At 67.6% G+C, this 21,814-nt stretch carries 21 protein-coding genes; 7 read left to right on the forward strand and 14 right to left on the reverse strand.

The window, feature by feature from the left end; translation table 11 throughout:
* Positions 1–2: 2 nt before the first annotated feature.
* A complete protein-coding gene (locus H7H34_RS13435; protein WP_120268316.1) occupies positions 3–470 on the reverse strand; it encodes a DUF2269 family protein in 468 nt (155 codons plus the stop codon).
* A 163-nt stretch (positions 471–633) separates the two neighbouring features.
* On the opposite strand from H7H34_RS13435, the gene H7H34_RS13440 reads away from it, so the two are divergent.
* Positions 634–1,848, forward strand: coding sequence for an MFS transporter (locus H7H34_RS13440; RefSeq protein WP_185925487.1), 1,215 nt, complete (start codon positions 634–636; stop codon positions 1,846–1,848).
* A gap of 5 nt (positions 1,849–1,853) precedes the next feature.
* On the opposite strand, the gene queF is transcribed toward H7H34_RS13440, so the two are convergent.
* The 9 genes from queF to H7H34_RS13485 form a co-directional block, all read right to left on the reverse strand.
* Complete coding sequence (gene queF, locus H7H34_RS13445; RefSeq protein ID WP_120267478.1) at positions 1,854–2,321, reverse strand: preQ(1) synthase; 468 nt, start codon at positions 2,319–2,321, stop codon at positions 1,854–1,856.
* A 120-nt stretch (positions 2,322–2,441) separates the two neighbouring features.
* Positions 2,442–3,356 carry a LysR family transcriptional regulator gene (locus tag H7H34_RS13450; protein WP_185925488.1) on the reverse strand — a complete coding sequence of 305 codons (915 nt, stop codon included), beginning with the start codon at positions 3,354–3,356 and terminating at the stop codon, positions 2,442–2,444.
* Between the two features lie 150 nt (positions 3,357–3,506).
* Complete coding sequence (locus tag H7H34_RS13455) at positions 3,507–4,319, reverse strand: class II aldolase/adducin family protein (protein WP_067216321.1); 813 nt, start codon at positions 4,317–4,319, stop codon at positions 3,507–3,509.
* Between the two features lie 109 nt (positions 4,320–4,428).
* Positions 4,429–5,751 carry a TRAP transporter large permease gene (locus tag H7H34_RS13460; RefSeq protein WP_185925489.1) on the reverse strand — a complete coding sequence of 441 codons (1,323 nt, stop codon included), beginning with the start codon at positions 5,749–5,751 and terminating at the stop codon, positions 4,429–4,431.
* Entirely contained in the window at positions 5,748–6,317 is a 570-nt protein-coding gene (locus tag H7H34_RS13465) for a TRAP transporter small permease subunit (RefSeq protein WP_185925490.1), read from the reverse strand. The genes H7H34_RS13460 and H7H34_RS13465 overlap by 4 nt, the downstream gene beginning before the upstream one ends.
* 105 nt (positions 6,318–6,422) lie before the next feature.
* On the reverse strand, positions 6,423–7,481 hold the full coding sequence (locus tag H7H34_RS13470) for a C4-dicarboxylate TRAP transporter substrate-binding protein (protein WP_185925491.1): 1,059 nt from the start codon (positions 7,479–7,481) through the stop codon (positions 6,423–6,425).
* 59 nt (positions 7,482–7,540) lie between these two features.
* On the reverse strand, positions 7,541–9,916 hold the full coding sequence (locus H7H34_RS13475) for a xanthine dehydrogenase family protein molybdopterin-binding subunit (protein ID WP_185925492.1): 2,376 nt from the start codon (positions 9,914–9,916) through the stop codon (positions 7,541–7,543).
* Positions 9,913–10,428: a (2Fe-2S)-binding protein gene (locus H7H34_RS13480; RefSeq protein WP_185925493.1), complete on the reverse strand. Its 516-nt coding sequence runs from the start codon at positions 10,426–10,428 to the stop codon at positions 9,913–9,915. Before H7H34_RS13480 ends, H7H34_RS13475 begins: the two co-directional genes overlap by 4 nt.
* A 9-nt stretch (positions 10,429–10,437) precedes the next feature.
* Positions 10,438–11,265, reverse strand: coding sequence for an FAD binding domain-containing protein (locus H7H34_RS13485; protein WP_185925494.1), 828 nt, complete (start codon positions 11,263–11,265; stop codon positions 10,438–10,440).
* A gap of 195 nt (positions 11,266–11,460) precedes the next feature.
* On the opposite strand from H7H34_RS13485, the gene H7H34_RS13490 reads away from it, so the two are divergent.
* Positions 11,461–12,135 (forward strand): TetR/AcrR family transcriptional regulator, encoded by a 675-nt coding sequence (locus tag H7H34_RS13490; protein ID WP_185925495.1) that lies wholly within the window; start codon positions 11,461–11,463, stop codon positions 12,133–12,135.
* On the opposite strand, the gene H7H34_RS13495 is transcribed toward H7H34_RS13490, so the two are convergent.
* The 3 genes from H7H34_RS13495 to H7H34_RS13505 form a co-directional block, all read right to left on the reverse strand.
* A complete protein-coding gene (locus tag H7H34_RS13495; protein WP_185925496.1) occupies positions 12,108–12,509 on the reverse strand; it encodes a hypothetical protein in 402 nt (133 codons plus the stop codon). The genes H7H34_RS13490 and H7H34_RS13495 overlap by 28 nt on opposite strands.
* A gap of 72 nt (positions 12,510–12,581) precedes the next feature.
* Positions 12,582–14,441 (reverse strand): sodium:solute symporter family protein, encoded by a 1,860-nt coding sequence (locus H7H34_RS13500; RefSeq protein ID WP_120267468.1) that lies wholly within the window; start codon positions 14,439–14,441, stop codon positions 12,582–12,584.
* Between the two features lie 10 nt (positions 14,442–14,451).
* Positions 14,452–14,718, reverse strand: a complete 267-nt coding sequence (locus tag H7H34_RS13505) for a DUF4212 domain-containing protein (protein WP_245165075.1) — start codon at positions 14,716–14,718, stop codon at positions 14,452–14,454.
* Between the two features lie 249 nt (positions 14,719–14,967).
* Between H7H34_RS13505 and H7H34_RS13510 the strand changes: the two genes are divergently transcribed.
* Positions 14,968–15,594 carry an esterase gene (locus H7H34_RS13510; protein ID WP_185925497.1) on the forward strand — a complete coding sequence of 209 codons (627 nt, stop codon included), beginning with the start codon at positions 14,968–14,970 and terminating at the stop codon, positions 15,592–15,594.
* Complete coding sequence (locus H7H34_RS13515) at positions 15,591–17,765, forward strand: DUF294 nucleotidyltransferase-like domain-containing protein (protein WP_185925498.1); 2,175 nt, start codon at positions 15,591–15,593, stop codon at positions 17,763–17,765. Before H7H34_RS13510 ends, H7H34_RS13515 begins: the two co-directional genes overlap by 4 nt.
* Before the next feature lie 183 nt (positions 17,766–17,948).
* Here H7H34_RS13515 and H7H34_RS13520 read toward each other — a convergent pair whose 3' ends face one another.
* A complete protein-coding gene (locus H7H34_RS13520; RefSeq protein ID WP_185925499.1) occupies positions 17,949–18,503 on the reverse strand; it encodes a tautomerase family protein in 555 nt (184 codons plus the stop codon).
* A 236-nt stretch (positions 18,504–18,739) separates the two neighbouring features.
* Between H7H34_RS13520 and H7H34_RS13525 the strand changes: the two genes are divergently transcribed.
* The 3 genes from H7H34_RS13525 (at position 18,740) to H7H34_RS13535 (ending at position 21,814) form a co-directional block, all read left to right on the forward strand.
* Positions 18,740–19,552 carry a GntR family transcriptional regulator gene (locus H7H34_RS13525; protein WP_120267464.1) on the forward strand — a complete coding sequence of 271 codons (813 nt, stop codon included), beginning with the start codon at positions 18,740–18,742 and terminating at the stop codon, positions 19,550–19,552.
* 65 nt (positions 19,553–19,617) lie between these two features.
* Entirely contained in the window at positions 19,618–20,865 is a 1,248-nt protein-coding gene (locus tag H7H34_RS13530) for an ABC transporter substrate-binding protein (RefSeq protein ID WP_185925500.1), read from the forward strand.
* Positions 20,866–20,941: 76 nt separating this feature from the next.
* A complete protein-coding gene (locus H7H34_RS13535) occupies positions 20,942–21,814 on the forward strand; it encodes a branched-chain amino acid ABC transporter permease (RefSeq protein ID WP_120267462.1) in 873 nt (290 codons plus the stop codon).

Below are 21,814 nucleotides of genomic sequence, written 5' to 3' on the forward strand. Positions count from 1 at the left end.
GGTCAGATCTCCGGTTTTGCGATCATCAGCCAGAGGATCGCCGCGACCGAGCCGAAGCCGGGAAAGCCGAAGACGAACCAGATGCGAAACAGGCGGTGATAGGCGGCGGGAAGCGGCGCGCCCTCAGCGGCGGCACCGCGCGCAAGATCGCGCATGCGCGCCTGGATCCACACCACCGGCAGCCAGAAGACGCCGGCGACGAGGTAGAGCCCCAGCGACAGGGCAATCCAGCCGTCGGTGAAGGCGTATCCGCTCTCGCGCATCAAGAGATAGCCGGTGACCGGCTGCACCGCGACGGCGGTGGCGGTGAAGAGCTTGTCGGCCAGCACGACCACCGCCGAGGTCTCGGCGATAAAGGCGGCGCTGCGGGAGCGATGCGCCATCAGCATGAAGAAGGCGATGCCGGTGCCCGTGCCGAGAATGACGATGGCGCCGAGGACGTGGAGATACTTGAGCAGCAGATAGGTCACGGCGGGCGGCCCCAGGAGGACGGGCTTTCCTCTTCGCATCCGCAGCAGGCGGGATCAACCCGTTAGCTGGCCGCGAACAGGCCCCCGCCCGCTCGCAAATCGGGTCGAGCCCGCCGGGCGCCCCTCGTTAAGGTCGCGCGCAACACCGCCAACGGAGCCTGCCATGCGCGCCCTCGACAGACTTGTCGCCTCTTCCTACGGACTGAACATCGCCGACCAGATCGCGCTGGTCGCGGTGCCCATCGTCGCCGCGACCGCCTTCGGTGCCGGCGCCAGCACCATCGGGCTGCTGGTCGCCTGCCAGTCGATGGCGCATCTGGTGGGCAGCCTCCCCTTCGGCGTTCTGATCGACCGCATCCAGCCGCGCAGCGCGGTGCTCGCCTCGGCGGTGCTGTCGCTCAGTGGCTTTGCGGCGGCGGCCCTTGCCATCGCTGCCGGAGAAATCCTGCCCTTTGCCGGGGCGATCGCGCTCGCCGGCCTCGGCATCGTGCTCTACGGACTGGCGAGCCTGTCGATCCTGCCGCGGATCGTGACGCAGGGCGAGCTCACCAGCGCCAACGCAGCGATCTCCCTGCCCCGCTCGGTCGCCTCGCTGGCCGTGCCGCTCGCCCTCGGACTGGCGCTCGACCGGGCGGGCGCTGCCGCCGTGTTCTGGGCAGCGGCGACCTGCGCGCTGTCGGCGCTGGTGCTGACGGTGCGCCTGCCGGTCTTTCCCTTGCGCCCCGTGCAGCGCGAGGCGCTGGCGGTCCGGCTGGCGAAAGGCGCCGGCTTCGTGCTGCGTCACCCGATGCTGCTGCCGATCACCTTCTGCGCCGTGTTCTGGAACTTTGCGTTCTCGATGCTGGTGGTGCTGGCCGTCCCGGTGATCACCCAAGCACACGGTGGCGAGGCGACGCTCTTTGCCGGTGCGATGGCCGCCTTCGGTCTCGCCTCGGTCGCCGGCATCTTCGTGGCCGGACGCCTTGCAAACCGCATCGCCCCGCGCGTCGTACTGATGTTCGGCCCCGGCAGCTCGGCCATCGCCGCCTTGATGCTTCTGGTGCTGCCGCAAGGCAATCCAGGTCCGCTGTTGCTCACCGCCTTCTTCGTGCTCGGCTTCGGCCCGTCGATGTGGCTGGTGACGCAGAACACGGTGCGCCAGCTGGTGACGCCAGCGCAGATGCTGGGGCGCGTCAACGCGGTGATCCAGACGGCGATCTACGGCACGCGGCCGCTCGGCGCACTGGCGGCCGGCGCCATCGGCACGGCCTTCGCCCCGCAAACCGGGCTCGTCGTGGTGGCGGCCCTCTTCGCCCTCTCCTTCGCCGTGGTGCTCGCGAGCCGGCTGACGACGGTCACCGACTATGGCGCACTGGCGATTGCAGAGGAGACGGCCTAGTCCGCTCAGCCCCGGCCGCGATAGGGCGGCACGCCCTGGTCGGGGATCCACACATCAGCGGGTGCCGGGCCGGTCTGGTAGAAGACGTCGATGGGAATGCCGCCGCGCGGATACCAGTAGCCGCCGATGCGCAGCCAGTCCGGCGCCAGCAGGTCGACGAGCCGCCGGCCGATGCTGACCGTGCAGTCCTCGTGGAAGGCGCCGTGGTTGCGGAACGAGGTGAGGTAGAGCTTCAGCGACTTGCTCTCCACCAGCCAGCCGGACGGCAGGTAGTCGATGACCAGATGTGCGAAATCGGGCTGGCCGGTCATCGGGCAGAGCGAAGTGAATTCCGGCGCGGTGAAGCGCACGGCATAGCGCACGTCCGGCTGCGGATTGGGCACCCGCTCCAACACGGCGTCCTTCGGGCTTGCCGGGATCTCGGTCGCGCTGCCGAGCTGGGTCAGGCCGGAATAGATATCCTTGTCGCTCATCGCACACCGTCCATCGCTAGAAAGCGTTGAGGGAAACCGGCCGCTGCCGGCGCCCTCCGTGTATCACCGCGCGGGAAACGCGGCAAACCGGGCGGGGCTCTTGCGGGATATGGGACGGGATCAGGGCACCGACCAGGGCGGGACGCGGAAGGTCTCGACCAGATAGTCGATGAAGAGGCGCGCCCGCGGCAGGAGCTGGCGCTCGGGCAGGTAGACCGCGTGAAAGGCGGTGTCGTCGCGCACCTGATACTCGCTCAGCAAGGGCACCAGATCGCCGCGCGCGATGGCGGGATTGGCCAGGTGCTCGGCCATGCGCATGACGCCGTGGCCGGCAAGGCAGATCTGCACCAGGGACAAGCCGTTTGCACTGCGGAAGTCGCCCTCCACCGCCACGGTCTCCACCGCGCCATCGACGAGGAACGGCCAGCGGTTGAGATGGCCGCGCCGCCCCTCCCACATCAGGCAGTTGGCGCGGGCAAGGTCGCGCGGATGCGCGATGGGCCCGTGCGCGGCGAGATAGGCGGGCGCGGCGACGACGACGCGCTGCAGGTCGCAGAGCTTGCGGCTCATCAGCGAGGAATCCTCCAGCCGCCCCATGCGCACGGCAACGTCGATGTTTTCCTCGATGAGATTGGCGAAGCGGTCGGTGAGCGACAGGGCGAGAGTCAGCCCCGGATGCCGTTTCAGGAAGTCGGGAATGCGCGGCACGATCTGATCGGTGCCGAAGGCGATGGGCGCGCTGACGCGCAGCTCGCCGGCGGCCGCCCGCGTGGCCGAGGAGACCTCCCCTTCCGCCGCCTCCACCGTGTCGATGGCGCGCACGCAGGCCTCGAAATAGGTCTGTCCCTCGTCGGTGAGCCGGTGGCCCCTGGTCGAGCGGTGCAGCAGCTTGACGCCGAGCCGCTTTTCCAGCCCCGAAACGCTCTGGCTGACGAAGGGCTGGCTGACGCGCAGCATGTCGGCGGCATGGCGAAAGCCCCCCGCCTCGACGACCGCGCGGAACACCCGCATTTCCAGCAAGCGATTGTCCTTCATGCCCCGTCCATGTCCCCCTCGCCGCCCCCCCTCAGGCAGCGGGACACACTAGCAAGGCGGGCGGGCGGCGTCAGCCGGGAGACAAAAAAAGACGGCCGGGCGCACGGGACGCACCGGCCGCTGAAGCGGTGTAAGCAGGGGACACAATCGTCAGTCGAACATGTCCGGGCAATCCTGGACCAGCTGGTCCCAGATGGTCTGGAAATGCAGCCAGCCGATATATTCGCTGCCGACATGCTCGCGGCTGTAGCGGGCGCGGTCCTCGCGGATGTAGATCGGCGGGATGCCAGCGGCGGCAATCGCCAGCTGCTGCTGGCAGCAGCGCTCCAGCGCGATGAACCAGAAGGCCGCCGCCTCGATGCTGTGGCGGCTCGCCGTCAGCAGGCCGTGGTTCTGGTGGATCGCCGCCTTGACGCCCTTGAAGGCGGTCGCGACGTTGGACCCGGCATGGTTCTCGACCGCGACCGCACCGGCCTCGTCGCCGATGATGACATGGTCCTCGAAGAAGGCGCAGGCATCCTGGGTGATCGGCTCGATGGGCCGGCCGAGCGCGGCATAGGCGGTGCCGTAGACCGTGTGCGCATGGCACATGGCGATGATGTCGGGATGCGCCTCGTGCACATTGGCATGCAGGACGAAGCCGGCGCGGTTCACCGCATGGGTGCCCTCGATGACATTGCCTGCATGGTCGACGAGGATCAGGTTCGACATCTTCACCTTGTCGAAGTGGATCGCCATCGGGTTGGTCCAGTAGAGCTCCGGACGCTCCGGGTCGCGCACCGTCAGGTGGCCGGCGAAACCGTAGTCGAAGCCCTGCTGAGCGAAAGCGCGGCAGGCGCCGACCAGGCGCTCCTTGCGGTGGCGGCGCTCTTCCTCGACGCTCTCGAACGAGGGCTCGTACGGAAAGATCAGGCCTTCCTGCTCCGGCTGGTAGATCGAAACCCGTCCCTTGAGATCCAGCATGTCGTTCCCTCCTGAAGGCCGGCGAAACCCCGGCTCGCATATCTCCCCTTCTGGCTCGCATGCCCACCGGAACGGGTCAATTCCGCCCCGGTGATAACTGTTATCGCCCTCACACGAGGGCGAGCGTCAGGAAGGGAAACAGCGCGATCAGCGCCAGCGAACCGAGCATGACCAACATGAACGGCACGGTGCCGAGGAAGATCTGCTCCACGCCGACGCTCGGATCGGCCAGCGTGTTGTGCACCGTGAAGACGGAGATGCCGAAGGGCGGCGTCAGCAGGCCGATCTCCACCGCGATGACGGTGACGATGCCGAAATGGATGAGATCGAAGCCCATCGACTGGGCGATAGGCGCGGCGATGGGCACCATGATCAGCAGGATCGAGCTGCTGTCGAGGATCATGCCGAGCAGCAGCAGCAGCACGACATAGAGCACGAGGAAGCCGTAAGGGCCGAAGCCGCTCATCCGCACCACGTCGCCGATGGCGTTGGGAATGCCGGCAACCGACAGCATGCGGCTGTAGAAGCCGGCCGCGATCAGCAGGATCAGGATGCCGACGGACACCGTGCCGGTCTGCTTCAGGACCTCCCAGATGCGGTGGCGGTCGAGCTTGCGGCGGGCAAGCGCGATGACCAGCGCGCCGAAGGCACCGACGCCGCCGGCCTCGGTCGGGGTGAAGAAGCCGCTGTACAGGCCGCCGAGCACGAGGACGACGAGCATCAGGATCGGCAGCAGCTTGACCGCGATCTCGCGCCCGCCCATCTCGCGCTCGCGGGTGGCGGTGCGTGCGGCGGCGGAGGGATCGGTGAAGACGAAGGCGGGACGGAAGCGGGCGAGCAGCATGATCACCGCGACGAAGCCGAGGGCCAGCATCACGCCCGGAATGACGCCGGCGACGAACATGCGGCCGATGGAGACTTCGGCGAGCACGCCGTAGATGATCAGCAAAAGGCTCGGCGGGATCAGCATGCCGAGGACGGAGCTGCCGGCGACGGTGCCGGCGGAAAAGCCCGCGCGGTAGCCGTGGCGGCGCATTTCCGGCACCGCGACGCGGGTGAAGACGGCGGCCGAGGCGATGGAGACGCCGGTGACGGCGGCAAAGACCGTGTTGGCGGCAACGGTGGCAACGCCCAGCCCGCCGGCGATGCGCCGCAGCAGGCTCTCGGCCACCTCGAACGTGTCGCGCCCGACATTGGAGACGCTGACCAGGAGCCCCATCAGCACGAAGAGCGGGATGGTGGCGAAGAGATAGTCGGCGATGCCGTTATAGGCGGTGATCGACAGGAGCCGCATGGCGAGCTCGAAATTGTCGCGGATGATCCACACGCCGGCAAAGGCGACGGCGAACAGCGCCACCGCGATCTGCATGCCCAGCAGGACCAGGAAGATGAGCGCGGCGATCAGCAGGGCGCCGATGGTCAGGGCGGTCATGGACGGGCCTTCCGGTAGGCGGCGAGATGCGAGGCGGCGACCGCGATATAGGCGGCAACGGCAAAGCCCGAGCCGACGACGATGATGGCGCGGAACGGCAGGGTGGGAATGGTGAAGACGCCCTGGACGCCGAAATACTCGCTGCCGCGCCAGGCGCCGACCGTGTCCGGCCAGGCGGAATAGAGGATCGCCAGGAAGACGGCGGCGCCGACCAGCGAGAACAGCGCGTCGACCAGCGCCATCAGCCGCGGCGTCGCCCGCTCCAGCCCGCGCACGAAGAAGTCGGCCCGGGTCATGCGGCCGCTGAGAATGGCGGAGGCGACCTGCAGGAAGACGATGGCCACGACCGAGCGGGCGCAGACCTCGGCGACGCCGGTGATCGGGGCATTGAGCAGGTTGCGGCCGACGACATCGGCGACGATGGCCAGCATCATCGCGAAGATCCACACGGTGCCGATGGCGGCCAGCGCATTGGCGGCAAGGGCCAGCGCGGCTGCGCCCGGCACCCCGGCGCTTACCGGCGGCGCGCTCGCCTCGCCGGCCTCCAGGTCGATTTCCTCAGCCATCGTCTCCCCCGCTGGCTTTTCCCGCATGCAATGTCCCGCCCCCCCGGCAAGCAAGTCCCGCCCGGCAAGCGGCCGGGCGGGACGATCATCGCAGCACCAAGGATATTACAGGCCCTCGTCCCATGCGCGCAGCGGCTCGACACCGCGCTCGCGCAGGGCCGCGAAATAGGCCTTCAGAACGGTCTTCGCCGGCTCGCCACCGGTCGCCAGCCAGGGCTCGACGATGTTCGGCAGGTTGTTCACCCACTTGCGCTTCTCCTCCTCGGGAAGCTCGCGGATCTCCAGGCCCGCTGCCTGCATCTCGGTGATGGCGGTGGTCGCCTTCTCCGTGACATAGGCGCCGTGACGCTTGGAGGTCTCCTTGCCGGCGGCGCGGAACGCCGCCTGCACGTCCTCCGGCAGACCGTCGAAGAAGCTCTTGTTGACGGCGATGCCGCCGAAATACATCGAGCCGATGCCGACGCGAGTGAGCTTCGGCGCGACCTCGTAGACGCGGGTCGGCAGGATGCCCGAGGCAAACGACAGCGTGCCCTCGGTCACGCCGGTCTGGATGTTGGTGTAGTAGGTGGTCAGCGCGCCGTCGACGGGCGTGGCGCCGGTGTCGCGCAGCCAGTTGGCCGAGGTGCCCGGCGCATTCAGCTTGCGGTTCTGCAGGTCGGCGAGGCTGTTGGCCTCGAACGTGGCGTAGATGTCGTAGCTGTCGGTGATCAGCGACGACAGGTGCACCATGTTCTGCTCGGCCCAGCTGTCGCGCAGCTCCGGCAGCTCGTCGGTGAGCTTGTCGAATATCTCGATCAAGAGCTCATGGTCGCCGGTGGCGAAGGGCGTGAAGTAGGTGACGTTCTGGAGCGGCATGGTTGCGCCTTCCCAGACCGTGCCGACCATGCCGACATCGACGATGCCGTCGCGCACCGCCTCGCGGGTGTCGGTGAACTTGTAGAGCGTGCCGCCGTAGGACTCGACCCAGTTGACCTTGTACTCGCCCTTTTCGGCGAGCAGGCGGTCGACCTCCGGCTGGAAGCCGTTCTTCATCGCCCAGGCCCAGATATTCGCTTCCGGATGGCTGGAGCCGATGTTGACGGTGATGGTCTGCTGGGCGCTGGCCGGAACGGCGAAGACCGTTCCCGCGAGCGCGGCAGCCACGATGAGATGCTTGAACTTCATGGTCTTCCTCCCCAGTTCGGCCCCGTCAGCGGACGGAGCCCGGCACCCTTGAGGGCGCGTTACACAGCCCCGAGCGCCGCCAGGATCCTGGCCGGCGTGAAGGGCATTTCGGTCACCCGCCCCCCCAGCGGGCGCAAGGCGTCGTTGATGGCGTTCATCACGGCCGCCGGCGCGCCGGCGGTGCCGGCCTCGCCCGCGCCCTTGGCGCCGAGCACGGACTCCTTCGTCGGCGTCTCGACATGGCCGATGACCATGTCCGGCATCTCCGCCGCCATCGGCACGAGATAGTCCGCCATGTTGGCGTTGAGCAGCTGGCCGTCCTCGTCGTAGTGGCACTCCTCGTAGAGCGCCCCGCCGATGCCCTGGACGATGCCGCCGCGGATCTGCTCGTCGACCAGCCGCGGGTTGATCACCCGGCCGCAATCCTCGACGCACCAGTGCTTCAGGAGCTTGACGAAGCCCGTCTCCGTGTCGACCTCGAGATAGCTCGCCTGCACGCCGTTGGTGAAGGCGAAGGGATAGTCCGAGGTGATGAAGTGGCGGGTCTGCACCAGCTCGCGCGGCAGGCCCTTGGGCAGCGTGTCGCCGCGGAAATAGACGATGCGACCGAGCTCCTCCAGCGGCATGCGCGCCTCGCCCGTGGTTTTGTCGGTCACCGCACCGTCGACGATGTCGAGCCCGTCGGCCGAGGCCTGCAGCATGGAGGCGGCAACGGTGAGGATGCTCTCCTTCAGCGCAAGGCCGGCCTGAAGCGCCGCCTCGCCGCCGATGCCGGCGCCGCGCGAGGCCCAGGTGCCGCCGCCATAGGGCGTCGTCTGGGTGTCGCCGGTGATCACCTTGACCCGCTCGACCGGCACGCCGACCGCCTCGGCAACCACCTGCGCCAGCATCGCCTCGGTGCCCTGGCCCTGCTCGGTGACGCCGGACATGGCGACGACGCTGCCGTCCGGGTCCATGCGCACGGTGCAGCCGTCCTGCGCCGAGATGCGCGCGCCGCCGATGCCGTACATGAACGGGCTGGGGTTGGTCAGCTCGATGAAGCTGGCGATGCCGATGCCGCGATAAATGCCCTTCTCGCGCAGGGCCGCCTGCTCGGCCCGAAGGCCCTCGTAATCCATCAGCTCCAGCAGCTTGGCGAGCGAGGCGTGATGCGACAGGCCCTCGAAGCGCATGTTGGCCGGCGAGGTGTAGGGATAGGCGTTGTCCGCAATCAGGTTGCGGCGGCGGATCTCGACCGGATCCATGCCCAGCGCTTCGGCCGCGAAGTCGACGAGCCCTTCCGTGATCGCTGCGGCGATGGGATGGCCGACGGCCCGGTACTGGCAGGTCGGCGTCTTGTTCTGCAGCACCACGGTGGTGCGGGCGCGGTAGGCGGCGAAGTCGTAGGGGCCGCCGCACAGGTTGACCACCTGGTTGCCCTCGATGGCCGAGGTGCGCGGATAGACCGAATAGGGGCCGATGCCGGTCCAGTCGTCGACGTCGATGGCAAGGATCTTCCCCTCGCCGTCGACCGCGATGCGCGCGTCGATCTCGTGGTCGCGGGCGTGAATGTCGGTGGCGAAGCTCTCGACCCGGTCGGCGATGAACTTGACCGGCCGGCCCATTGCCTTCGCGATCGCCGCCGTCGCCATCTCGTCGGGATAGACGTGGACCTTGATGCCGTAGGAACCGCCGACATCGCCGCAGATCACCCGGACCTTGCCCTCGGGCAGGTCGAGATGGCGGGCGATGATGCTCTGCATCATGTGCGGCGCCTGGGTGGAATGGTGGACCGTCATCTGGCCTTCGGCCGGATTGTAGTCGGCAAGGATCGAGCGCGGCTCGAGGCAGACACCGGTGTGGCGGCCGGTCTTGAAGCTGGCCTCGACCACCGTGTGCGCCTCGGCGAAGACCTTGTCGACCTCGCCCTGCTCGTGCAGGCGGCGGAAGGTGAGGTTGTCGCCGAGCTCGGGATGAATGAGCGGCGTCGCCTCATCGAGCGCCGTGCGGATGTCGGTGACGACGGGCAGCGGCTCGTACTCCACCTCCACCAGCGCCGCCCCGTCCTCGGCCGCCGCGCGGCTGTCGGCAACGACCGCGACCACCGCCTCGCCGGTCCAGGTGACCCGGTCGATGGCGAGCGCATGCTGGGGCGCCGACTTCAGCCCCTTGAGATGGGCGAGCACCGCCACCCAGGGCGTGCAATGCTCGGCAAGCTCGGTGCCGGTAAAGATGCGGCGCACGCCGCGCACGGAGGCGGCGGCCTGCGTGTCCACCGACAGGATGCGCGCATGGGCATGGGGGCTGCGCACGAAGGCGACATGCAGCATGCGCGGCAGCACGATGTCGTCGACATAGCGCCCGCGCCCTTCCACCAGGCGGCGGGCATTGGGGCGGGGAACCGTGCGGCCGATATAGCTGTTGGGGCGGTCGGGGTTGCCGAAATTGATGGTCATGCCGAGACCTCCTCAGCCCGCGCGCGGGACCCCGCGACGGTCTCGATGGCATCGACCACCGCCTCGTAACCGGTGCAGCGGCAGTAGTTGCCGGAAATGTGCTCGCGGATCTCCTCGCGGCTGGGCTGCCCGCCCTGCCCCAGGATGTCGGCGGCGGCAAACAGCATGCCCGGCGTGCAGAAGCCGCACTGCAGGGCGTTGCGCTCGACGAAGGCCGCCTGCAGGTCGGCAAGCGCGCCGGTCTCGGTCAGGCCCTCGACGGTCCACACTTCGGCGCCGTCGAGCTGGGCGGCCAGCATGAGGCAGCCGCGCACGATCTCGCCGTTGACCTGCAGCGTGCAGGCGCCGCACACCCCGTGCTCGCAGCCCGCATGGGCGCCGGTCAGGCCGAGATCGAGGCGGAGGAAGTCGACGAGATGGCGGGAGACGTCGACACGGGCGTCGACCGGCTCGCCGTTGACCTTGAGCGAGATGTCGACGCGGGTGGGAAAGCTCTGCGCTGTATCGGACATGTCGGACCTTCAGGAACGTGTCGCGGCAAGGGCGCGGCGCAGCAGCACCCGCGCCAGATGGAGACGGACGGCAGCCGGGGCATGGACGTCGTCGAGCGGTTGCAGGTCGCCCTCAAGCAGCTCGGCCGCCTCGTCCGGCGAGGCGCCGCGGTCGATGGCGGACATCGCGCCGGTGGCCAGCACCGGCGTCGGTCCGACGCCGAAGAAGGCCGCGCGGACACCGGACGGACGGTCGACCAGCACGATGCCGGCCAGCGCGTAGTCGCCCGACCGGCGCGCCAGCTCCATGGTGGTCTGCCGTTCGCCGGCCACCGCCACCGGCACCTCGACGGCGACGATCATCTCGTCCTCGGCAAGGTCCGTGGTGAACAGGTCGATGAAGAAGTCGCCGGCCCGCACGCGGCGCTCGCCGGCCGGACCGCGCAGCACGATCACAGCATCCAGCGCCAGCATGCAGGCGGGCAGCTCGGCAGCCGGGTCCGCATAGGCGAGCGAGCCGCCGATGGTGCCGCGATTGCGGATCGCCGCATGGGCGATCAGGGGTGCGGCCTGCGCAATCGCCGGCACATGGCGGGCGACGAGGTCGGAGGTGGCGAGCTCCCGGTGACGGGTCAGCGCGCCGATGCGCAGGAGCTCGCCGACGAGCTCGATGCCCGACAGTTCGGCAACGCCGTTGATGTCGATAAGGGACGTTTCGCCGGCCAGTCGCAGATTGAGCGATGCAACGAGGCTCTGCCCGCCGGCAAGGATGCGCGCCTCGCCCCGCGACTGCTCCAGCAGGGAAATGGCGTGCGCAAGATCGTTCGCCCGGATGTACCCGGCCGCTGCGGCTTTCATCTCGATTTCCTCCCCCGCGCCGCCATGGCGACCCGGCCCTTTCCCCCCGGAAAGGTTGTCCCGGATCGGCGGCACACTCTTATTGATCAAATGATCTATTGCGGCCGGAGAAATTGCAAGAGAAAACTTGACGGAGCGGTTTCCGCCCTCAACAAGAGGTCAGCCCAGAAATTCTGCCCCGAAGAGCGCAGCACGATGACAAAAGCTTCCCCTTCCGCAGGCGATCGCAAGCGCCTGTCCCCCGAAGAGCGACGGGCGATGATCCTGGCCGGCGCGACGGCCTACTTTTCCGAAGTGGGGCTGGAAGGAAACACGCGCGAGCTGTCGAAGCGGCTCGGTGTCACGCAGTCGCTGATCTTCAATTATTTCAGCACCAAGACCGACCTGCTGGAGGCGGTCTATCGCAGCGTCTATCTCGACCGGATCTCGCCGGACTGGCCGGCGCTGATCGCCGACCGCAGCCGCTCGATCCACGACCGGGCGCTGACCTTCTACCGCGAATACACGCAGGCGATCTTCAGCTACGAATGGATGCGCATCTTCATGTTCTCCGGCCTTGCCGGCGCGGAGCTGAACCGGCGTTACCTGGAACATGTCAGCGGGCTGCTGTTGCGTCCGTTGATGGAGGAGTTCCGCCACGCCGCCCCCGGCCCCCGCAAGCCGGAGATGGAGGACATCTGGAACCTGCACGGCGGGATCATCTATATCGGCATCCGCCGCTACGTCTATCAGGTGCCCTGCCCCGACGACCAGGATCCGGCGATCTGCGCCGCGATCAGCCGCTTCGTCGATGCCTTCGACATCCCCTGCCCGAGCACGGAGAGCCTGCCGGCCCGCAACGCTCAGGCCGCCGACATCACCACCAGGTAGATGAGGATGAACAGCGGCGGCACGCCGAGGAAGGCGTCGCCGAACAGGAACAGCTTCAGCAGGAAGAACAGGAAGGCCGAGTAGAGGCACGCCGCGAAGGGCATCAGGAAGCCCGGCGTGATCGGCGCCGTGAGCGCCAGCAGCGGATCGGTCAGCTTCCTCAGCACCACGAAGAAGGTGAGATCGCGGTCCGAGCCGACGAAGAACTCCAGCACCCCGCGCGAGAACAGGAAGGCGGCAAGCCCGGTCAACGCATAGGTTCCGCCCAGGAAGATCGCCACTTCGGCAGGAGCGCCGGCGACCATGAAGGTGACGAGGGCGAGCAGGTAGGTGGCGATGAGCAGAAGAACGCCGCCGAACGCGGAAGCTGGCATGAATGTCCGTCCCTTCGAGGATAAAAAAGCGCAGGGCCCGTGGGCCCTGCGCCTTGTTCTATAGCCGCTTTGTCAGTGGCCTTGAACCATCATCGTGCCGCCCTTGGGCAGGCGCAGACGATCCACGAAGTCCTGCATCTCCTGACTGGGCTCCGGCGTGATCAGCGACACCACATAGGTGACGACGAACGCGACCGGGACACCGAAGACGCCGGCAGAGATCGACGCCACGCCGAACCACGAGATCTCGTCGCCCGTGCCCTTGACGAAGTCGAAGCCGTACACGTTGCCGATCAGGTAGTACATCGTGACGCAGAAGCCGGACGCCATGCCGAGCACGCCGCCGAGCGTCGTCGTCCGCTTCCACCACACGCCCATGACGAGCGGGGCGAAGAGGCCGGCAGCCGCGATCGAGAACGCCCACGCCACCATCGACAGAATGTCGGACGGTTTGGTGCGCGCCAGGAAGGCCGCCGCAAGCGCGACCACCACAAGCAGGATCTTGGCGACCAACAGGCGGCGCTTGGCGTCCGCATTCGGGTCGATCATCTTGTAGTAGACGTCGTGCGACAGGGCGTTGGCGATGGCCAGCAGCAGGCCGTCGGCGGTCGAGAGCGCCGCGGCGAAACCGCCGGCACCGACGAGACCGACAACCCAGATCGGCATGCCGGCGATCGACGGGGTCGAAAGCACGATCATGTCGTTGTTCAGCTTCAGCTCGGTATACGGGAAGCCCGTTGCGAACCCCTTGGCCTCGCAGGCCGCCTGGATCGCCGCGACGGTTTCCGCCTTCACGCCGCAGATCGTCACCAGCTGGTGACCGGCGATAGAGCCCCACTGGATCATCCACTGCGGAATGGCGGAGAAGGCGAGCTGGTAGTTCGCCTCCGCACCGGCACCCACGAAGAGACCCATCAGGTTGAACTTCGAGAAGGCCGCATAGGCGGGAGCCGTGAAGTACAGCAGGAAGATGAAGAGCAGCGACCAGCCCACCGACTTGCGCGCCTCACGAACCGTCGGGGTCGTGAAGAAGCGCATGAGGATGTGCGGCAGCGAGGCCGTACCCACCATCAGGCAGAAGATCAGGAAGAAGTAGTCCTGGGCGCTGTAGGTCTGGAACGGCGCGACGTGCGTCCGCGTGACCTCCAGGAGCCGCTCGTACTCCGCGATCTGCGACAGGGCGCCGCCGTAGGTCAGCTGCGGCACCGGAATGCCGAACTGCACGGTGGACATCCAGATCGCCGGAAGCAGGTAGGCGACGATCAGCACGATGTACTGAGCCACCTGCGTCCAGGTCACCGCCTTCATGCCGCCCAGCATCGAGCAGACGAGAATGCCCGCAAGACCGGCGAACACCGCATAGCGGAAGTCGATGCCGAGGAACTGCGAGGCGATGATGCCCGAGGCGTAGACCTGCGCCGTGATGTAGGTGAACGAGCAGCAGAACAGCACGACGATACCGACGAGCCGGGCCATGTTGCCGCCGTAGCGGGTGCCCAGGAAGTCGGGCACCGTGTAGGCGCCGAACTTGCGCAGGTAGGGTGCCAGAAGCACGGCCACCAGCACGTAGCCGCCGGTCCAGCCCAGCACGAAGGCGAGGCCGTCATAACCCAGCACGAAGAGCGTGCCGGCCATGCCGACGAAGGACGCGCCGGACATCCAGTCCGCGCCCGTCGCCATGCCGTTGTAGATGGCAGGCACCGAGCGTCCGGCGACGTAGTATTCCGCCACCTGCGCCGTTCGCGACATGATGCCGATGAACGCGTAGATGCCGATCGTGGCGGCCATGTAGCACCACAGGATGAACCTGTCGGGCACGCCGATCATGGAGAAGATCGCCATCAGGACGACGAAAGCGGCAAAGCCGCCGACGTAGATCCCGTAGATCTTCCCGAGGTTGTCGGTGAAATCACCCTTCATGGAAAGTGCCATTGGATCCCCCTCAGTCTTCGGCGACGCCGAATTCCTCGTCGATCGCATTCTGGCGCGAAGCGAACCAGAAGATCTGGATGACGAAGACGATGAGCGACCCCTGCGCGGCCATGTAGAAGCCGAGCGGGAAGCCAAGGATCACGACGTCGTTCAACGCCGTCACGAAGAAGTGGATGAAGAAGCCGAAGAACGCCCAGATGGCCAGCGAAACCCACATCAGGTTGCGCGTCTTGGACCAGTGCGCCTCCGCCACTTCCGGTGGCAGTTTCTCGGTCAAAACAAATCCTCCCACTGAATGCACCGTCGGCTGAACGACCTCGGCCAGCCCGGTCTTCCCCGCCCGCAATAATCACAAAGTCTAATAGGGTCCTCCCCGACCTTTTCGCACTAGCAGCATGCGATATATTGCAATGCAGGGGCACTTGCGCCGTCAGGTTATTCTCTTCAATGTAGAAAAGGAAAGTTATCCGAAAGACTAATCACGAAAGCCGGGACCAACCGGCCGGCCACCAGGGAGTAGCACCAAGTGCTTGATTTGATTGGATCCATCCTGCCCCGACGGCAGCGCTCCGACTGGGACTCGGCGGTCGAGGCGATCCGCGCCGGCGCGGCTTTTCTCGCGCAAGGGGCGAGCTACTCGTACCTGCGCGCCCGCTCGCTGCTCGCCGGGCCCCGTCTCTTCCAGGACGAGGGATTCGGCATGGCGCTGAAGATCTGCAAATGGGAGGGATTCGCGGTCGCGGCGCAGGACCTGATCCTGATGATCGAGGCGGAGGTGCGCCCGCATCTTCCCGCCGATCCGAAGCTGCGCGCCGCCGGCCTTGCCGAGCTCTACCGCACGGTGCTGGCCGCCGAAGAGATGCCCGAGCACCGCGCCGAGCGCGGCTGGGACGACGTGATCGAGGAGTTCGACCGCCGGCTGGAGGTCTACATGGACAAGCCGCCGCTCAAGCCGGACGCGATCTCCATCGCCACCGCCCTGCGCCTGCTCGACCACGCCCCCATCGACAGCGCCGTGCGCGAGGCCGACAAGATGATGGTGGTCAACAACGTCGCCTTCCGCTTCATCGACTACCAGGCCACCTTGCGCAAGCGCATCGACCTCGTCGCCTTCGCCCGCCAGCTTTCCGACAGGATGGTGGCGGTGTCGTGAGCCCGGCGTCGCGCCAAGGCAACGGACAACGCGCCGGCGCGACGCCCCTGATCGCGCTCGATGTGGTCGTGCTCGACACCGAGACCACCGGTCTCGACATCCGCAAGGACCGCATCGTGCAGATCGGCGCGGTGCGCATGGAAGGGGTGGAGGTCCATCCCGAACTCAGCTTCCAGGAACTCGTCGCCCCCGGCCTTGCGATCCCGGAGGTCGCCCGCCGCATCCACGGGCTCGGCGACGAGGACGTCGCCGGCAAGCCGGACTTCTCGCAAGTCGGCCCGCGGCTGCTGGAATTCATCGGCGATTCCGTCGTCGTCGGCCATTCGATCCATTTCGACCTCGCCGTGCTGCGCCACGAGGCCGACCGGCACGGCATCGCCTGGCGCGAGCCGCGCTCGCTCGACGTGGCGCTGCTGGTCGCGGGCCTCGACCGGGCGATGATCGACACCTCGCTCGACAGTCTGGCGCTCGGCTACGGCATCCCGGTGGAAGGGCGGCACACCGCCTTCGGCGATGCAGTCGCGACCGCGCGGATCTATTCCGCGCTGATCCCCAGGCTGCTCGCCAAGGACGTGCGCACGCTCGCGGAGGCGGAGAACCTGTCGCGCAAGCCCGCCGGCCTGATCGCCCGGCAGGAGGAGGCCGGCTGGTTCGAGCGCCCCTCCGAGCGGCCGGACTTCTCCCGCGCGGTGATGCGCTCGGGCAGCCAGCGCGCCATCGACAGCTTCCTCTACCGCCACCGACTGGCCGACGTGATGAACAGCCCGCCGATCTGCATCGCGCCGGAGGCGAGTCTGCACGAGGCCGCGCAGCTGATGGCCGACCGCGGCATCGGCTGCCTGATCGTCGATCCCGCGCACGAGGACGGGGAGCCCGGTATCGTCACCGAACGCGACGTGCTGCATGCGCTGGCCCGAGAGGGACCTGGCGCCAGCGAGGTTGCGGTCGGAAAGGTGATGAGCGCGCCGGTGATCAGCGCGCCCGACGACACGTTCCTCTATCGCGCCCTCGGCCTGATGGCCCGGCGCAACCTGCGCTATATCGGCGTCACCGACGGCGCCGGACGGCTGGCCGGCGTCTTCACTCTGCGCACGCTGCTGCGCAAGCGCGCGCTGGCAACGCTGACCGTCGGCGACGAGATCGCCACCGCCGCCCGCCCGCGCGATCTTGCAAGGGTGCAGGCCGCCCTGCCCTCGCTCGCCGCCGGGCTGCTGGCCGACGGCCAGGACGCACGGCAGGTGGCGGCGATCATCGCGGCGGAAGCGCGGGCGATGACGGCGCGCGCGGCGGAACTGGCCGAGGCGGAGCTGGTGGCCGCCGGCCGTGGCCCGGCGCCGGCCGACTATGCGCTGCTGGTGCTGGGTTCGGGCGGGCGCGGCGAAAGCCTGCTCGCCCCCGACCAGGACAATGCGCTGGTGATCGCCGACGACTATACGGGCGATCTCGACGACCCCGACGACTGGTTCACCCGCTTTGCCGCGCGCATCAACGAGATCCTCGACCGCGCGGGCATCCCCTATTGCAAGGGCGGGGTGATGGCGAAGAACCGGCCCTGGCGGCGACGCCTCGGCGAATGGCTGGATCAGGCGCGCGACTGGGCCGGCCACCCCTCGCCGCAGGCGCTGCTCAGCGTCGACATCTTCTACGATTTCACGCCCGCGCATGTGTCGGGCAGCGGCGGCAGCCGACTGGCGGGGCAGCTGCGGCGGGACGCCGGCGAGATCGCCCGCGGCTCGCTCTCCATGCTGCGGGCGCTCGGCAATGCGGCCGGCAGCCACGCCCCGCCGCTCGGCCTGTTCGGGCGGATTAAGAAGGACGACACGGGCCGCGTCGACCTCAAGGCCGGCGGGCTGCTGCCCATCGTTTCGGGCGCCCGCGCCATCGCCCTGCGCCACGGCGTCGCCTCGCTGTCGACGCCCCAGCGCCTGCGCCAGGCGGCGGAAAAGGCCGGCCGCTCGCAGGCGGATGCGGACCTGCTCGCCGACATCCATGGCTTCCTGATGCGACTGATCCTGACCCAGCAGATCGTCGACCTGGAGGCCGGCGTGCCGCCGACCAACCGGGTGCGGCTCGACGCGCTGAGCCACCGCGACCAGGACGAGCTGCGCGAGGCGCTCGGCCGGATCGACCTGATCACCCACATGCTGCAGGACCTGTTGCAGGGCCTGTAGCGGGCGCCGGCAATCTCAGCCGCGCAGGGTCTCGGCTAGTGTGGTGAATTTGAAATACGCCTCACTTTGGCAGCACACCCAGAGCGTATTTCAAATTCGAAAACCACACTAGAAACATAAACTTGCTAGTCACCCTTTTGAATCTGAAGTTCGTTCAGAGCATGCCGTGAAATACGACGAACTTCAGATTCGGGTGACTAGGTCGTTCCACACCATCTGCCGCGTCAGCTTGCCCGCCTCGACCTCGAACCGGTCGATGAAGCGCACGCCGGAAAAGGCGGTGCCGTCCGGCCATTCGCCCGACAGGGTGCCGAAGCAGAACACCGTGGCGCCCTCGACGCCCAGCGCCGTGTCGAACCCCTCATAGCTCTTGCGCACGAAGCGGTAACGCCCCTTCGCCCAGGCGGCGAGCTCCTCGGGTCGGGAAAAGCTGACCCCGCCGGGGAAGGTCATGACGAACCCTTCGGCGAGATATTCCGAGGCGCGGGCGAGATCGCGCGCCTCCATCGCCTCGAGGAAGCCGCGAACCAGCGCCTGCGGGTCGGGAGACGGCGCGCCCGGCACGCGGGACGTGCCGCCGCGCATGTAGTTGTCGGGCCGCACCTCCTCGATCGCCACGGTGATTCCCTCCAGCGGCGCGGCCATCGTGCCGCGCACGGCGGCGGTCAGCCGCTCGCCCAGAAGCCGCCGCGTCTCGGCCGGATAGCCCTCGATCAAGGTCACGCGCACCACCGGCATCCGCCTCTCCTCCCTGTTCTCTGGCCAAGTCTTTGGCCCGCCGCCGCCCCTGCCGAAAACAAGGATGTTTCGCGAAAGAGCAGCCAGTTGACATATTGATATAATGACATACCATTATCACACATCAACCGGAAAGAACGGCCGCACAAGACGGCTGCTCCAGAGCGCGAGGCGGGCCACAGGTGGCAGCGACGAAGTCCCGGAACGGATCGGCGGCAGGCTCGGATGCGGGCAGCATGGCAGCGCCCGCGACCAGCGCCCTCGACCCCAACGGCCCGGTGCCGCTCTACCACCAGATCTTCCTGATCCTGCGCAATCGCATCTACGGCGGCGATCTGGCCGCCGGCGAACGGGTGCCGAGCGAGCAGGACCTGACGACCGAGTTCGGCGTCTCGCGCATCACCGCCAAGCGCGCGCTCAACGAGCTGGCCGATGCCGGCCTCGTCATCCGCGAACGCGGCCGCGGCACCAGGGTGGTCAACCGGCCGCCCGCACCGGCCGTCACCTCCTCCATCGAGGGCTGGCTGGAGAACATCTCGCTGATGGGCCAGTCGACCACCGCGCAGGTGCTGTCCTTCGCCTATCCGCCGGCGAGCGAGGAAATCGCCGCCGCGCTCGAGATCGAGCCGGGCACCGAGGTTCAGCGCGCGGTGCGCGTGCGCCGGCTCGAGGGCGAGCCGATGTCCTATCTCGTCACCTATGTGCCCGCCGACATCGGTCGCCAGTACGAGCGCGACGAGCTGAACTCGCAGCCGCTGCTCAACCTCCTGGAGCGCGCCGGCGTCGATGTCGCCTCCGCCCGGCAGACCATCTCGGCGACCGTCGCCGACACCGAGGTCGCCGAGGTCCTGTCCATTCCCGCCGGCTCGCCCCTCATCGAGGTGCGCCGCGTGGTGCGCGATCGGATGGAACGGCCGGTCGAATACATCCGCGTCCTCTACAGGCCGGATCTCTACCGTTTCGAGATGTCCATGCGACGGGTGCGCGCCGAAAGCGGCCCGCGCTGGACAACGACAAGCTCCTCGCCGGTCCCGGCCGGCGGCGGATAACCAAAAGTGGGGTTCCGGGGTCACCAGCCGGCCGCATGAGGCGGCCTGTAGTGGGAGGTTTGCGAATGACTGAAACGAACAAGACAGGCACGAAGAAGACCGGTGGCCTGCGCCGCCGCGAGTTCCTTGCCACGGGCGCGGCCGCCGTCGGCCTCGGCATCACCGGCTTTCCGGCGATCCTGCGGGCGCAGCCGGCAGCGGTGAAGCTGGGCCTGATCCATCCGGTTTCCGGCTTCATCGCCTTCTCCGGCACCCAGTGCCGCGAGGGCGCGCAGATGGCGATCGCCGACATCAACGCCGCCGGCGGCATCAAGTCGCTGGGCGGTGCCAAGATCGAGGCGATGCTGGCCGACAGCCAGGGCAAGCCCGAGATCGGCGCGGCCGAAGTGACCAAGATGGTCGAGGCAGGCGCCGACGGCATCGTCGCCGGCTATTCCTCGGCAATCTCGCTGGCGACCTCGCAGGAAGCGGCCAAGACCAACACGCCGCATATCGTCGATGTCGGCGTCTCGGACCAGATCGTCCAGCGCGGCCTGAAGAACACGTTCCGCTTCAGCCCCGGCTACGGCAAGATCGCCCAGTTCGCCGTCGACAATCTCGACACGATCAACAAGGCCGCCGGTGCGCCGGCCAAGACCGCGATGATCATCCACGAGGAGTCGCTGTTCGGCACCGGCACCGCCGAGCTGCTGCAGAAGCGCCTGCCGGAGAAGGGCATCGAGGTCGTCGACGTCATCAAGCATGCCAACCCGACCCGCGACTTCACCAACATCGTGCTGCAGATCAAGTCGAAGAAGCCCGACCTGATCATCCCGGCGAACTACTACAACGAGTATGTGCTGCTCGCCCGCACCATGCGCCAGCAGCGCGTCGAGGCGATGGGCATCTACTCGGTGCTCGGCGGCGCCGCCTCCAGCTACCAGTTCGTGAAGGAGTTCCCGGAGGCTGCGGACCTGATCATGGACTGCAACCACTGGTTCAACCCGAAATCGGACCTCGCCCAGCAGCGCAAGGCCGCCGCCGAGGCCAAGGGCCTGATCTACACCTACGAGGTGTTCCTGGCCTACAACGCGGTGCTTGCCTATGCCGACGCGCTGGAGCGCGCCGGCACCACCGACAAGGAGGCCGTGAATGCGGCCCTTGCGGCTTCGACGCTGGACATGTCCTACATGCCCTACGGCCCGACCAAGATGGTCGACGGGCAGAACGAGGGCGCCCAGCCGGTCAACACCCAGGTCCAGAACGGCGTCATCGAGGTGATCTTCCCCGAAGAGTTCGCCTCGGCGCAGACCGTGTTCCCGATGAAGTCGTAATCGTCGCCCCATCGACGATGACTGCCGGGCGGGGACACTCCCGCCCGGCCCCCTCCTGCACAGCGATCGGGTGACCATGCCGGACCTGGCGATCATCGTTCCTTCCGTGCTCAACGGGCTGACGACGGGTGCGCTCTACGCGCTGGTCGCGCTCGGACTGACGCTCATCTACGGCGTGCTGCACATCATCAACTTCGCCCACGGGGCGCTGCTGATGGTCGGTCTCTACGCCGTCTATTTCCTGCACAGCAGCTTCGGCATCGATCCTTACGTGTCGCTGCTGATCGTGCCGCCGGCCATGTTCGCGCTCGGCTATGCCCTGCAGCGCGGCATCATCGGTCGCGCCAGCCACGGCCGCGACGAGAACATCCTGCTCGTCACGCTCGGCCTGTCGATCGTCATCGAGAACCTGGCGCTGTTCGTCTTCCGCTCCGACACGCGCAGCGTCGACACGCCCTATTCCTTCGAGGTGGTCGAGATCCTCGGCGCCTTCCTGCCGCTGCCCAAGGTGATCGCCTTCGCCGGGGCGCTGGTGACTGCCGCGCTCTTGTGGCTGCTGATGTCGCGCACCGACCTTGGCCGCGCGATCCGCGCGCTCGCCAAGGAGCGCAAGGGTGCGAAACTCGTCGGCATCGATGTCGACCATGTCTTTGCCATGAGCTTCGGCCTCGGCATCGGCTGCCTCGGCGTTGCCGCCTGCCTGCTCCTGCCGAGCTACTACGTGACGCCGCAGGTCGGCCACGGCTTCGTGCTGATCGCCTTCACCATCGTCGTGCTCGGCGGCATGGGCTCCTTCGTCGGAGCGCTGGTCGGCGGGCTGATCATCGGTGTCGTCGAAGCGCTCGGCGGCCTCTTTCTCGGCGAGAGCCTCGGCCAGATCGGCATCTTCCTGATCTTCATCCTGGTCCTCGTCTTCCGGCCGACCGGCCTGCTCGGACACAAGGTCTGA

The sequence above is a fragment of the Stappia sp. 28M-7 genome, from assembly GCF_014252955.1.
GTDB lineage: Bacteria > Pseudomonadota > Alphaproteobacteria > Rhizobiales > Stappiaceae > Stappia.

Coding starts and splice junctions, on each gene's coding strand:
- H7H34_RS13520 (WP_185925499.1), bottom strand. CDS start 18,503: ATGCCGGTGGTGCGCGTGACCTTGATCGAGGGCTATCCGGCCGAGACG.
- H7H34_RS13450 (WP_185925488.1), bottom strand. CDS start 3,356: ATGAAGGACAATCGCTTGCTGGAAATGCGGGTGTTCCGCGCGGTCGTC.
- H7H34_RS13480 (WP_185925493.1), bottom strand. CDS start 10,428: ATGTCCGATACAGCGCAGAGCTTTCCCACCCGCGTCGACATCTCGCTC.
- H7H34_RS13490 (WP_185925495.1), top strand. CDS start 11,461: ATGACAAAAGCTTCCCCTTCCGCAGGCGATCGCAAGCGCCTGTCCCCC.
- H7H34_RS13455 (WP_067216321.1), bottom strand. CDS start 4,319: ATGCTGGATCTCAAGGGACGGGTTTCGATCTACCAGCCGGAGCAGGAA.
- H7H34_RS13530 (WP_185925500.1), top strand. CDS start 19,618: ATGACTGAAACGAACAAGACAGGCACGAAGAAGACCGGTGGCCTGCGC.
- H7H34_RS13460 (WP_185925489.1), bottom strand. CDS start 5,751: ATGACCGCCCTGACCATCGGCGCCCTGCTGATCGCCGCGCTCATCTTC.
- H7H34_RS13465 (WP_185925490.1), bottom strand. CDS start 6,317: ATGGCTGAGGAAATCGACCTGGAGGCCGGCGAGGCGAGCGCGCCGCCG.
- H7H34_RS13470 (WP_185925491.1), bottom strand. CDS start 7,481: ATGAAGTTCAAGCATCTCATCGTGGCTGCCGCGCTCGCGGGAACGGTC.
- H7H34_RS13485 (WP_185925494.1), bottom strand. CDS start 11,265: ATGAAAGCCGCAGCGGCCGGGTACATCCGGGCGAACGATCTTGCGCAC.
- H7H34_RS13475 (WP_185925492.1), bottom strand. CDS start 9,916: ATGACCATCAATTTCGGCAACCCCGACCGCCCCAACAGCTATATCGGC.
- H7H34_RS13440 (WP_185925487.1), top strand. CDS start 634: ATGCGCGCCCTCGACAGACTTGTCGCCTCTTCCTACGGACTGAACATC.
- H7H34_RS13525 (WP_120267464.1), top strand. CDS start 18,740: ATGGCAGCGCCCGCGACCAGCGCCCTCGACCCCAACGGCCCGGTGCCG.
- queF (WP_120267478.1), bottom strand. CDS start 2,321: ATGAGCGACAAGGATATCTATTCCGGCCTGACCCAGCTCGGCAGCGCG.
- H7H34_RS13500 (WP_120267468.1), bottom strand. CDS start 14,441: ATGGCACTTTCCATGAAGGGTGATTTCACCGACAACCTCGGGAAGATC.
- H7H34_RS13535 (WP_120267462.1), top strand. CDS start 20,942: ATGCCGGACCTGGCGATCATCGTTCCTTCCGTGCTCAACGGGCTGACG.
- H7H34_RS13495 (WP_185925496.1), bottom strand. CDS start 12,509: ATGCCAGCTTCCGCGTTCGGCGGCGTTCTTCTGCTCATCGCCACCTAC.